Here is a 10559-nt window from a genome sequence, read left to right on the forward strand (position 1 = left end):
TTTCCGCACCGGTCGCGCTGTGCTTTCAGCCCTGGAAACTGATGTGTCCGTCGACGATGGTGTAGCGCACAGCGCTCGGCAGGCAGTGGCCCATGAACGGGCAATTGCGCCCCTTGGAAAGCCAGGTTTCGCCGACCAGCGTCGAGCTGCGTGGGTCGAACAGCACCAGATCCGCTGCCTGGCCGACGGCGAGACGGCCCGCCGGCAGGCGCAGGGCGGCCGCCGGGCCGCTGGACAGGCGCGCCAGCAGCGTCGGCAGATCGAGCAGACCGTCTTCCACCAGGGTCATGGCCAGCGGCAGGAGAATTTCTGCGCTGCTGATGCCCGGCTCGGTCTCGCCGAACGGTGCCAGCTTGGCATCGACTTCATGCGGCTGGTGATGGCTGGCAATCGCCGAGATGACACCCGCCTTCAGCGCCTCGCGCAGACCGTCGCGATCGGCACGGCTGCGCAGCGGCGGCTGCACGTGATACAGGCTGGAGAAACCGTGCAGCGCCTCGTCGGTGAGAATCAGCTGATACAACGCCACGTCAGCGGTCACCCGCAGGCCGCGTGCCTGGGCGTCAGCGATCATCTGCGCGCCGCGCGCACTGGTCAGCTGGCTGAAATGCGCGCGGACGCCGGCCTGCTCCACCAGCAGCAGGTTGCGCGCCAGGGCCACGGTCTCGGCGCTCTCGGGAATGCCCGACAGGCCGAGAAAGCTGGCCGCCGGGCCCTCGTGGGCGAGACCGCCCTCGGCCAGGTCGCGGTCCTGCGAGTGCAGAACGATGGTCAGGTCGAAGGTCGCGGCGTATTCCAGCGCGCGCCGCAGGTTGCGGTTGCTGGCGAAATCGGCGAGGCCGTTGCCGAACGCGACGCAGCCGGCTTCGCGCAGAGCGACCAGCTCGGACAACTGCTCGCCGGCGAGATTGCGGGTCAGCGCGCCGATCGGATAGACCTTGGTGTGGCCGGATTCGCGGGCGCGATCGAGGATCAGCTCGGTGACCGCCGCGGTATCCAGCACCGGCTTGGTCAGCGGTGGGCAGCACAGCGTGGTGGTGCCACCCGCCGCCGCGGCGAGGGTTTCGCTGGCAATGCTGCCCTTGCGGCTGTAGCCGGGTTCGCGCAGGGCCACGGACAGATCGACCAGCCCTGGAGCTGCGATCAGGCCGTTGGCGTCGATGCTCTGCTGCGCGACGAAGCCGGCGGGCTGGGCGCCGATTGCGATAATTTTGCCGGCTTCGATATAGATGTCGGCGACTTCGTCCCGCCCGCTGACTGGGTCGATCACGCGCGCGCCGAGGATGTGGGTAAGCATCAGTTCTGCTCCTCGGAGACGGATTCGGACTCGAGCTGACGCTGTGTCGCCTGCCCGCTCATGGCCATCGACAGCACCGCCATGCGAATGGCGATGCCGTAGGTGACCTGGTTGAGAATCACCGATTGCGGACCGTCGGCCACCGCCGATTCGATTTCCACCCCGCGGTTGATCGGCCCCGGATGCATGACGATGGCGTCCGGCTTGGTGAGGCGCAGGCGCTGCGCGGTCAGACCATAGAGCTTGTAGAACTCGCCCTCGCTGGGCAGCAGGCCACCCTGCATGCGTTCGCGCTGCAGGCGCAGCATGATCACCACGTCGACATCGCGGATGCCCTCGTCCATGTCATGGAACACGCGCACGCCGTACTGCTCGAGCCCGCTGGGCAGCAAGGTCTTCGGACCGATCACGCGGATGTCCGGGCAGCCCAGGGTCTTCAGCGCCAGCATGTTCGAGCGCGCTACCCGCGAATGCAGGATGTCGCCGACGATCGCCACCGAGAGGTTTTCGAAGCCGCCCTTGTGCCGGCGAATGGTCAGCATGTCGAGCATGCCCTGGGTCGGGTGCGCATGGCGGCCGTCACCGCCGTTGATCACCGCCACGTTGGGACAGACGTGCTCGGCAATAAAATGCGCCGCGCCGGAATCGGCATGGCGTACCACGAACATATCGGCGGCCATTGCCTCGAGATTGCGCAGGGTGTCAGTCAGCGTCTCGCCCTTGCTGGTTGACGAGGTCGATACGTTGAGCGTGATGACGTCTGCCGACAGCCGCTGGGCGGCCAGCTCGAAGGTGGTGCGGGTGCGTGTGGAGTTCTCGAAGAACACATTGCACACCGTCCGTCCGCGCAGCAGCGGGACCTTCTTCACTGCCCGCGCGCCTACCTCGAGGAAGGAGTCGGCGGTGTCGAGGATTTCGGTGAGCAGCTCGCGGGACAGGCCGTCCAGCGAGAGGAAGTGGCGCAGCTGGCCGTTGTCGTTCAGCTGCAGCGGGCGCTTAACGTCGGGTTGCGTCATCGCGAGGTCTCAGTTGGCGGAATCGAGGGTCTGCAGCTCGAGGGCGAGCGGTGCGGGGCCGAGCAATTTTATGCGCTGCTGGGGTGTCAGCGACAACGTGGCGCCGACCACGTCCGGGGAGATCGGCAGCTCGCGAGCGTTCAGATCGAGCAGGCAGACCAGCGTCACGCTGGCCGGGCGGCCATAGTCGAACAGCTCGTTGAGCGCCGCGCGTATGGTGCGACCGGTCATCAGCACGTCATCGATCAGCACCAGGTGCTGTCCTTCGATCTCGAACGGCAGCTCCGACGGCCGCACCTGCGGGTGCAAGCCGCTCTGGGTGAAGTCGTCACGGTAGAAGGATACGTCGAGGATGCCCAGCGGCTCGTCCCAGTTGCCTTCATCGAGCAGCGCCTGGGCGACCCAGATACCGCCGGTGCGTATACCGATGAAGCGCGGTGCGACGATGGCGCGGCTGTGCAAGTGCTGGCGCAGGGCAGCCGCCATCTCGGGTAACAGCAGCTCGGGATTGGGCAGGGTCATGGATTCTCCTCGCTCGTGCGGGTCAGGCCGTGGCGTGTTCGCTCAGCCAGCCCTCCAGTAAAAGTGCGGCCGCCAGCGCATCGACCGGGCGTTCGCGATAGCCGCCGTGCTGGCCCTGGCGCAGGCGTTCGCCCTTGGCCTCGAAGGTGGTCAGGCGTTCGTCGTGGGTGTGCACCGGCAGGTTGAAACGCCCCGCCAGGCGCCGGGCGAATTTTTCCGCGCGGGCGCTCATCTCGCTCGGGCTGCCGTCCATGTTCAACGGCAGGCCCACCACCAGCGCGTCGGGTTGCCATTCGCGCAGCAGTGCCTCGATCCGGCTCCAGTCAGGTGTGCCGTTCTGCGCCTTCAGCACGCAGAGCTCGCGTGCCTGTCCGGTGACGGCCTGGCCTACTGCCACGCCGATCTGCTTGGTGCCGAAGTCGAAGCCGAGCAGCAGACGCGGTGCGCTCATGCGTGGCCCACCTGGCTACTCAACAGTCGCAGGTCGATGCCAAGACTGGCGGCGGCGGCCTGCAGTCGCTGTTCGGCTGGCAATTCGAACAGGATTCGGGGATCCGCCGGACAGCTCAACCAGGCGTTGTCGGCCAGTTCGACCTCCAGCTGGCCGGCGTCCCAACCGGCGTAGCCGAGGGCGATGAAATGTTGCTGCGGCCCGTGGCCATCGGCGATGGCGAACAGCACGTCCTGCGAGGTGGACATGCCCAGCTCGCCGAGCGCCAGGGTCGCCTGGAACTGCTCCTCTGACGGATGCAGGACGAAGCCACGGTCGCTCTGGACCGGGCCGCCGCTGTAAACGGTGAGCTCATGGCAAGCCGGCGCGATAGGTTCTTCGGGACGCAGCTGCTCGAGCACATCGGCCAGATTGAGGCCGCTGGGGCGGTTGATTACCAGTCCCATCGCGCCCTGAGGGCCATGCTCGATCAGGTAGATCAGCGCCTGGGCGAAATTCGGGTCGGCCATGTGTGGCATGGCAATCAAGAAATGATGCTTGAGGTAGCTGGGCGCGGTGCTTTTCATGCCGGCTAGCTTAAGGCCTGCCGGGGCGGCAGGCTACTGGCATGCTCGCGTTGACACCGTCCGTCGCGCCGGCTCAGCGACTGGACAGTCGGTCGCCACGCTCGAAGCGCCAGGTGCGGATGATCTCGACCTGGTCGAACTTCTGCCCCAGCTCGCCGGTGAACGGCGCGAAGGGGGCCGCCAGGCGAACGATGCGGAGTGCGGCCTCGTCCAGTACGGGCTGGCCGGATGATTCAAGCACGCGCAATTCTTGCACCGTGCCGTCTCGGTTGATGGTTACCAGCATCCGCAGGCTGCCGTAGATGCGCTGGCGGCGGGCCTCGTCCGGATAGTTGAGGTTGCCGATGCGCTCGACCTTCTTGCGCCATTCGTCGCGATACCAAGCGCTGATGTCACGCATCGTTGCCGCGCTGTTCTGCCGATTGACGCGCGGTCGCTTGGCGTAGCGCTCGACGTCCTGCGCCAGCTCGGCTTCTAGGCTGGCAATCTCGGCGCTCAGCTGGGAGCTATCGAATGCGGGCGCCGCTTGCGGTTTGGGCTGCGGTTGACGCTGTTGCTTGGTCGGAGTCTTGTCGGGTTGCGGGCTGCGTGTGGCAATCGCTGCCTTCGGCGCTTCCTGACGGGTTGCCTGCGGGCGGCTGGGTGGTGGGGAAACCTTGCGTACCTCGGTGTCCTGAAACGGTGCCTGCACGTTGGTCTTGGGCGATGCCTTGTGCTCGAGCGTACCGCTGCCCTGCTGGTTATCCTGGGCCAGGAAGTCCGCCTCCTTGGGCTTTTCCTTGCTCTTGAAGGTGGACAGCGTGATTTCCAGGGTCTTGCTGATCTGCTGGGGCTCGGCAATCGAAAAGCCCAGGCCGAGGATCAAGGCGACGTGCAATACGGCGGCGAGAAACAGGGTGAAACCTAGTCGATCGGCCGGGCGGACGCGGGGTGATACTGAGGATGGCTGGCGGATTGCTGCGTTCATCGCGTTTCGGTCGGCTCGAAAGTGCCGCGCAGTCTGCCGGCTTTGAGCTTCAAGCCGCAAGCTTCAAGCTCAAAGCTGTTAGCTGGTTCAAGCTTGCAGCTTGGCGGCAATGGCCTCCATCAGGCGCTCGGCGATACGCGTGTCGAAGGCGCTATCGATCTCGCGGATACAGGTCGGGCTGGTGATATTGATTTCCGTAAGGTAGTCGCCGATGACATCCAATCCAACGAACAGCAGGCCACGCTTACGCAGCTCCGGACCAACGATGGCGGCGATCTCGCGGTCGCGCTCCGATAGCGGTTGGGCGACGCCGCGCCCGCCGGCGGCGAGATTGCCGCGCGTCTCGCCAGCGGCAGGGATGCGAGCCAGGCAATACGGCACTGGTTCCCCGTCGATCATCAGGATGCGCTTGTCGCCGTCCTTGATGGCTGGGATATAGCGCTGCGCCATGATCTGGCGGCTGCCGTGCTCGGTCAGCACCTCCAGGATCACCGAGAGGTTCGGGTCGCCTTCGCGGTGGCGGAATATCGAGGCGCCGCCCATTTCATCTAGGGGTTTGAGAATGATGTCACGCTGCTCGCGGGCGAACTCGCGCAGAATGTCCGACCGGCGACTGACCAGCGTTGGCGGAGTGCATTGCGGAAACTGCGTGGCGAAGAATTTCTCGTTGCAGTCGCGCAGGCTCTGGGGGCGATTGACTACCAGGGTGCCAGCCTGTTCGGCCAGTTCCAGCAGGTAGGTGGCGTAGACGTATTCGCTGTTGAATGGCGGATCCTTGCGCATGAGGATCACATTCAGTTCGGCCAGTGCGGTGTCGCGCTCCTCTCCGGTTTCGAACCAGTGCGTCGGGTCATTGAAGACCGTTAGCGGGCGCATTCGCGCGCGGGCCTGGCTGCCCTGTTGGTAGAGGTCGCGCTGCTCCATGTAGTGCAACTCCCAGCCGCGGGCCTGGGCGGCCAACAGCATGGCCAGCGAGCTGTCCTTCTTGAAGGAGATCTGCGCGATAGGGTCCATGATGATCCCGACGCGAACGGTCATATCGGTTCTCCGCAGGTGGTGGGCGTGGCCGCCGAGGCGTGAAGTGCCGACGCAGATTGGCGGCGGTTGTGCGCTGGGTCAAGGAAAATCCGAGTGATTTTCCCGTCGATAGCCTGTGCAGAATGAGTGTGCTACAAAGGTCGCGCGATGGGCGGGGCCTATCGGTTTCAGGGCCTTGCGGCACTCTGGCTTAACGAAAAATTACGACTCATCGAGGCGATGGTAGGGCGAAATGGAACAGCACTCCGAGGGCTTGAAGGTCATGGTGATCGATGATTCGAAAACGATTCGTCGCACCGCTGAAACCCTGCTGAAGAAAGTAGGTTGTGACGTCATCACGGCGGTGGATGGCTTCGATGCGCTCGCCAAGATCGCCGATACCCATCCGCGTATCATCTTTGTCGATATCATGATGCCTCGACTCGATGGTTATCAGACCTGCGCCTTGATCAAGAACAACAGCTCGTTCAAATCGACGCCGGTGATCATGCTGTCCTCCAAGGATGGCTTGTTCGACAAGGCGAAAGGGCGCATCGTCGGCTCCGATCAATACCTCACCAAACCTTTCAGTAAGGAAGAGCTGCTCGGCGCCATCAAGGCTCACGTTCCTGATTTCGTACCCATCGAGCAGGCATCCTGATTCCGTGTTGTGTGCTGTTGAAGCCTTCTAATGGAGAAAACATGGCTCGCGTTCTGATTGTTGATGACTCGCCGACCGAAATGTACAAGCTGGCTGCCATGCTGGAGAAGCACGGACATGTCGTGCTCAAGGCCGAGAATGGTGCTGACGGCGTGGCGCTGGCTCGGCAGGAAAAGCCGGACGCGGTACTGATGGATATCGTCATGCCGGGACTTAACGGTTTCCAGGCGACGCGGCAGCTGACCAAAGATTCGGAAACCAGTCACATTCCGGTGATCATCGTCACCACCAAGGATCAGGAAACCGATAAGGTCTGGGGCAAGCGCCAGGGGGCCAAGGACTACCTGACCAAGCCAGTGGACGAGGCGACGCTGTTGCAGACCTTGAACGCCGTGCTGGCTGGCTGACACCGGATCATCCCGATTGCAGGTGGTTTCAACGACCTGACAGAGCAGGGGAGTGGTCGGTAATGTCGGATAAGCAGGCACCATTTCAGCGACTGCTGGAGATCGATGGTCGTTGCCGTCAGCTAGCAGCAGGGCTGCCCTCTCAGCAAGAGGTAGTGCAGACCTGGGGCGGGATCGGTTTTCGTATGGGGGGGCGGTTGTTCGTCGCGCCGATGGGGGAGGTTGGCGAGATCCTGCATGAACCGCGCTATACCTTGCTGCCTGGCGTCAAAAGCTGGGTTAAAGGGGTTGCCAACGTGCGCGGCCGATTGTTGCCGGTAATGGATCTATGCGGCTACTTGGGCTACGAACTATCGCCTTTACGCAAACAGCGCCGGCTGCTCGTCGTTGATCATCAGGACGTCTTCGCAGGGCTGACGGTCGACGAGGTCTTCGGCATGCAGCACTTTCCCGTGGAGGCGTTCTCGGAGCAAGTGCCACCGGTAGAGGCGGCAATTCAGCCTTTTATTCACGGCGTATTTCAGCGGGAACAGCCTTGGCTGGTCTTCAGCCCGCATGCGCTGGCGGCGCATCCGACTTTCATGGATGTTGCTTTCTGATGTTGGTGGGCCGGCAAGGTGCCGGCCTTTTGGTTTTTGATGGAAGCGCACGGGGGTCCAGGCGGGGGCCGGATAATGAAAAAAATGAAAGCGATTGCTTTGTTGAGCGGCCTGCGTAGCAATACGCTCATCACTGGGCTGTTCGTTGTTCTGATCGTTTCGATCGTACTGTTGTTCGCGAATTTCGCGTACGTCAATCGGCAGGCCGACCATGATAACGAGTACATCGCGCACGCTGGCGAACTGCGCGTACTGTCACAGCACATCGCAAAGAACGCGGTGGAAGCTGCGGCCGGTACGAAGGAAGCCTTCGCCTCGTTGAAGGCGGCCCGCAACGACTTCGACCGGCGCTGGGGTTATTTGTCCAAGGGTGACGAAAGCATCGGCCTGCCCGCCGTACCGCAGAGCCTGCAGGTCGAGATCGATGCGGTGCAGCAGGATTGGAACACGCTACGTCGCAACACTGACGCCATTCTGGCCAGCGAGCAGACGGTGCTGTCGCTGCATCAGGTGGCGACCACTCTGGCTGAAACCATTCCACAGCTGCAGGTTGAATACGAAGAGGTCGTCGACATCCTGTTGGAAAGCGGGGCACCCGCCGCCCAGGTTTCGGTCGCGCAGCGCCAGTCTCTGCTGGCGGAACGTATTCTCGGCTCGGTGAACAAGGTGCTTTCCGGCGACCAGGATTCGGTGCAGGCTGCAGACATGTTCGGCCGTGATGCCAGCCTCTTCGGTCGCGTTCTGAATGCGATGATCGAAGGCAACGTGGCAATGGGGATCACCCGCGCGACGGATGCCGAGGCGCTTGATCGCCTGGCAGAGATCGCCGAACTGTTCCAATTTGTCTCGGGTTCGGTGGACGAAATTCTGGAAACCTCGCCCGAACTGTTCCAGGTACGCGAGTCTGCCAACAGCATTTTCGAGGTGTCGCAGACACTGCTCGATAAGACGTCCGCGCTTGGCGAAGGCCTGCAGAACCGTGCCGATGCCCGCTATCTCAATACCATCGCCGGCTACGTGCTGGGCGCCTTGGCGCTGGCGTCGATCATCCTGATCGGTCTCGTGATGGTGCAGGAAGCGCGTCGTCGCTTGAGCGAAACGGCCGAGAAAAACGAGCGCAACCAGGCCGCGATTCTGCGCCTGCTCGATGAAATCGGCGATCTCGCCGACGGTGACCTCACCGTGGCGGCGACTGTAACCGAGGACTTCACCGGCGCGATTGCTGACTCCATCAACTACTCCATCGACCAGCTGCGCGAACTGGTGGAAACCATCAACCAAACTGCGGTACAGGTTTCCGGCGCGGCCCAGGAAACCCAGGCGACCGCCATGCATCTGGCCGAGGCGTCCGAACATCAGGCACAGGAGATTGCCGGGGCTTCGGCGGCAATCAACGAGATGGCCGTTTCCATTGACCAGGTATCCGCCAACGCCGCTGAATCGTCCGCGGTAGCAGAGCGCTCGGTTGCGATTGCCAACAAGGGTAACGAAGTGGTGCACAACACCATCACCGGCATGGATAACATCCGCGAGCAGATCCAGGACACTTCCAAGCGGATCAAGCGTCTGGGCGAGTCCTCGCAGGAGATCGGTGACATCGTCAGCCTGATCAACGACATCGCCGACCAGACCAACATCCTTGCGTTGAACGCTGCGATCCAGGCATCGATGGCCGGCGACGCGGGTCGCGGCTTCGCGGTGGTTGCGGATGAGGTTCAACGCCTGGCGGAACGCTCGTCCGCTGCGACCAAGCAGATCGAGGCGCTGGTCAAGACCATTCAGACCGATACCAACGAGGCCGTAATCTCGATGGAGCAGACCACGTCGGAAGTGGTACGCGGTGCACGCCTTGCGCAGGATGCCGGTGTGGCGCTGGAGGAGATCGAGAAAGTGTCCAAGACCCTTGCGGCGCTTATCCAGAACATTTCCAACGCAGCGCGCCAGCAGGCCTCCTCTGCCGGTCACATCTCCAACACCATGAACGTGATTCAGGAGATCACCTCGCAGACCTCGTCCGGTACCAGCGCCACTGCCAGAAGCATTGGTAACCTTGCCAAGATGGCCAACGAGATGCGCCAGTCGGTTTCCGGCTTCACTCTGCCGGACGCTCAGGATCGGGCGTGATTCGACCGCAGCGGCGGCCGCTGGTGGCCGCCGCTCATGATCATGAGCGAGGGGCAGGGCAGCATGCAGTCAAGACTGGACTGGGCTTTGGAGCCGATTGCCGAGATGTCGGCAGCGGAATTCCATGTCTGGCAGGCCCTGCTCGAAGAGCGTTCGGGCATGGTGGTTTCCGAGGGGCGTCGCGTCTTTCTGCAGACCAATCTCAGTGCGCGCATGCGCGAAATCGGCGCCGCCGACTATTCGAGTTACTACCGCCAGGTCACGGCCGGCCCGCGTGGTGCGGTGGAATGGTCGCTGCTCATGGACCGGCTGACGGTGCAGGAAACTCGGTTCTTTCGGCATCCCGAGTCGTTCACGCTGCTTGAACGCTATCTGGCGCAGCGTTTGCGCCACGAAGGCATCGAGCGGCCCTGGAGCCTCTGGAGCGTCGGTTGTGCCAGCGGCGAGGAGACTTACTCGTTGGCCATCAGCGCCTCCGAAGTCCTGCGCGATTGCGCCGCTGTCGATCGTTTCGGTGTAACCGGCACCGATATCAGCCTCAGTGCTCTGGAGAAGGGGCGCAATGCTATTTACGACGAGCGTCGTCTGGAACAGGTAGCAGCGCCCTTGCGTGAGCGTTATTTCGTCAGCATGCCGCACAACCGTGCCCAGGTCGCGCCTGAGTTGGTGGCGCGGGTCTGCTTCGCCAAGCTAAATGTTCTGGAGCTGGCCAGCGCGCCGCTTGCAGGACTGGACGTCATTTTCTGTCAGAACCTGCTGATCTATTTTCGTCGCTGGCGCCGCCGCGAAATCCTGAACCGTCTGGCCGAGCGACTCGCGCCGGGAGGATTGCTGGTGGTCGGTGTCGGCGAGGTGGTGGGTTGGCAGCATCCGGACCTGGTGCCGGTGGCCGATGATCAGGTTCTGGCCTTTACCCGGAAGAGTTTATGAGC

Annotated in this window: 12 protein-coding genes; 5 read left to right on the forward strand and 7 right to left on the reverse strand. The window is 63.0% G+C overall.

Features of this window, described 5'->3' with window-relative positions:
* Window positions 1-25 precede the first annotated feature (25 nt).
* From U8L64_RS14270 to gshB, 7 genes are all read right to left on the reverse strand, one after another.
* Window positions 26-1297, reverse strand: coding sequence for a dihydroorotase (locus U8L64_RS14270; protein WP_043299508.1), 1272 nt, complete (start codon window positions 1295-1297; stop codon window positions 26-28).
* On the reverse strand, window positions 1297-2313 hold the full coding sequence (locus U8L64_RS14275) for an aspartate carbamoyltransferase catalytic subunit (protein ID WP_043299509.1): 1017 nt from the start codon (window positions 2311-2313) through the stop codon (window positions 1297-1299). Before U8L64_RS14275 ends, U8L64_RS14270 begins: the two co-directional genes overlap by 1 nt.
* 9 nt (window positions 2314-2322) lie before the next feature.
* Window positions 2323-2835: a bifunctional pyr operon transcriptional regulator/uracil phosphoribosyltransferase PyrR gene (gene pyrR, locus U8L64_RS14280; protein WP_333398112.1), complete on the reverse strand. Its 513-nt coding sequence runs from the start codon at window positions 2833-2835 to the stop codon at window positions 2323-2325.
* Between the two features lie 22 nt (window positions 2836-2857).
* Window positions 2858-3286, reverse strand: a complete 429-nt coding sequence (gene ruvX / locus U8L64_RS14285) for a Holliday junction resolvase RuvX (protein ID WP_077682771.1) — start codon at window positions 3284-3286, stop codon at window positions 2858-2860.
* A complete protein-coding gene (locus U8L64_RS14290; protein ID WP_333398113.1) occupies window positions 3283-3852 on the reverse strand; it encodes a YqgE/AlgH family protein in 570 nt (189 codons plus the stop codon). The genes ruvX and U8L64_RS14290 overlap by 4 nt, the downstream gene beginning before the upstream one ends.
* Window positions 3853-3925: 73 nt before the next feature.
* Entirely contained in the window at window positions 3926-4819 is an 894-nt protein-coding gene (locus U8L64_RS14295; RefSeq protein ID WP_043299513.1) for an energy transducer TonB, read from the reverse strand.
* An 87-nt stretch (window positions 4820-4906) separates the two neighbouring features.
* Window positions 4907-5857 carry a glutathione synthase gene (gene gshB, locus U8L64_RS14300; protein ID WP_077682770.1) on the reverse strand — a complete coding sequence of 317 codons (951 nt, stop codon included), beginning with the start codon at window positions 5855-5857 and terminating at the stop codon, window positions 4907-4909.
* 232 nt (window positions 5858-6089) lie between these two features.
* Here gshB and pilG point away from each other — a divergent pair, with 232 nt between their 5' ends.
* The 5 genes from pilG (at window position 6090) to U8L64_RS14325 (ending at window position 10557) form a co-directional block, all read left to right on the forward strand.
* Complete coding sequence (gene pilG / locus U8L64_RS14305) at window positions 6090-6497, forward strand: twitching motility response regulator PilG (protein WP_234303167.1); 408 nt, start codon at window positions 6090-6092, stop codon at window positions 6495-6497.
* A 41-nt stretch (window positions 6498-6538) separates the two neighbouring features.
* Window positions 6539-6904 (forward strand): twitching motility response regulator PilH, encoded by a 366-nt coding sequence (gene pilH, locus U8L64_RS14310; protein WP_008568495.1) that lies wholly within the window; start codon window positions 6539-6541, stop codon window positions 6902-6904.
* Between the two features lie 62 nt (window positions 6905-6966).
* A complete protein-coding gene (locus tag U8L64_RS14315; RefSeq protein ID WP_234303168.1) occupies window positions 6967-7503 on the forward strand; it encodes a chemotaxis protein CheW in 537 nt (178 codons plus the stop codon).
* Between the two features lie 75 nt (window positions 7504-7578).
* On the forward strand, window positions 7579-9627 hold the full coding sequence (locus U8L64_RS14320) for a methyl-accepting chemotaxis protein (RefSeq protein ID WP_043299515.1): 2049 nt from the start codon (window positions 7579-7581) through the stop codon (window positions 9625-9627).
* 63 nt (window positions 9628-9690) lie between these two features.
* Entirely contained in the window at window positions 9691-10557 is an 867-nt protein-coding gene (locus U8L64_RS14325; protein WP_043299523.1) for a CheR family methyltransferase, read from the forward strand.
* The last annotated feature ends 2 nt before the right edge of the window (window positions 10558-10559 follow it).

The organism is Pseudomonas sp. FIP_A4, assembly GCF_036701605.1.
Taxonomy (GTDB): domain Bacteria; phylum Pseudomonadota; class Gammaproteobacteria; order Pseudomonadales; family Pseudomonadaceae; genus Stutzerimonas; species Stutzerimonas phenolilytica.

Excerpts from the sequence above, each read along its gene's own strand:
- pyrR (WP_333398112.1), bottom strand. The coding sequence starts at position 2,835 with ATGACCCTGCCCAATCCCGAGCTGCTGTTACCCGAGATGGCGGCTGCC.
- ruvX (WP_077682771.1), bottom strand. The coding sequence starts at position 3,286 with ATGAGCGCACCGCGTCTGCTGCTCGGCTTCGACTTCGGCACCAAGCAG.
- U8L64_RS14325 (WP_043299523.1), top strand. The coding sequence starts at position 9,691 with ATGCAGTCAAGACTGGACTGGGCTTTGGAGCCGATTGCCGAGATGTCG.
- U8L64_RS14270 (WP_043299508.1), bottom strand. The coding sequence starts at position 1,297 with ATGCTTACCCACATCCTCGGCGCGCGCGTGATCGACCCAGTCAGCGGG.
- pilH (WP_008568495.1), top strand. The coding sequence starts at position 6,539 with ATGGCTCGCGTTCTGATTGTTGATGACTCGCCGACCGAAATGTACAAG.
- gshB (WP_077682770.1), bottom strand. The coding sequence starts at position 5,857 with ATGACCGTTCGCGTCGGGATCATCATGGACCCTATCGCGCAGATCTCC.
- U8L64_RS14275 (WP_043299509.1), bottom strand. The coding sequence starts at position 2,313 with ATGACGCAACCCGACGTTAAGCGCCCGCTGCAGCTGAACGACAACGGC.
- U8L64_RS14295 (WP_043299513.1), bottom strand. The coding sequence starts at position 4,819 with ATGAACGCAGCAATCCGCCAGCCATCCTCAGTATCACCCCGCGTCCGC.
- U8L64_RS14315 (WP_234303168.1), top strand. The coding sequence starts at position 6,967 with ATGTCGGATAAGCAGGCACCATTTCAGCGACTGCTGGAGATCGATGGT.
- U8L64_RS14290 (WP_333398113.1), bottom strand. The coding sequence starts at position 3,852 with ATGAAAAGCACCGCGCCCAGCTACCTCAAGCATCATTTCTTGATTGCC.
- U8L64_RS14320 (WP_043299515.1), top strand. The coding sequence starts at position 7,579 with ATGAAAAAAATGAAAGCGATTGCTTTGTTGAGCGGCCTGCGTAGCAAT.
- pilG (WP_234303167.1), top strand. The coding sequence starts at position 6,090 with ATGGAACAGCACTCCGAGGGCTTGAAGGTCATGGTGATCGATGATTCG.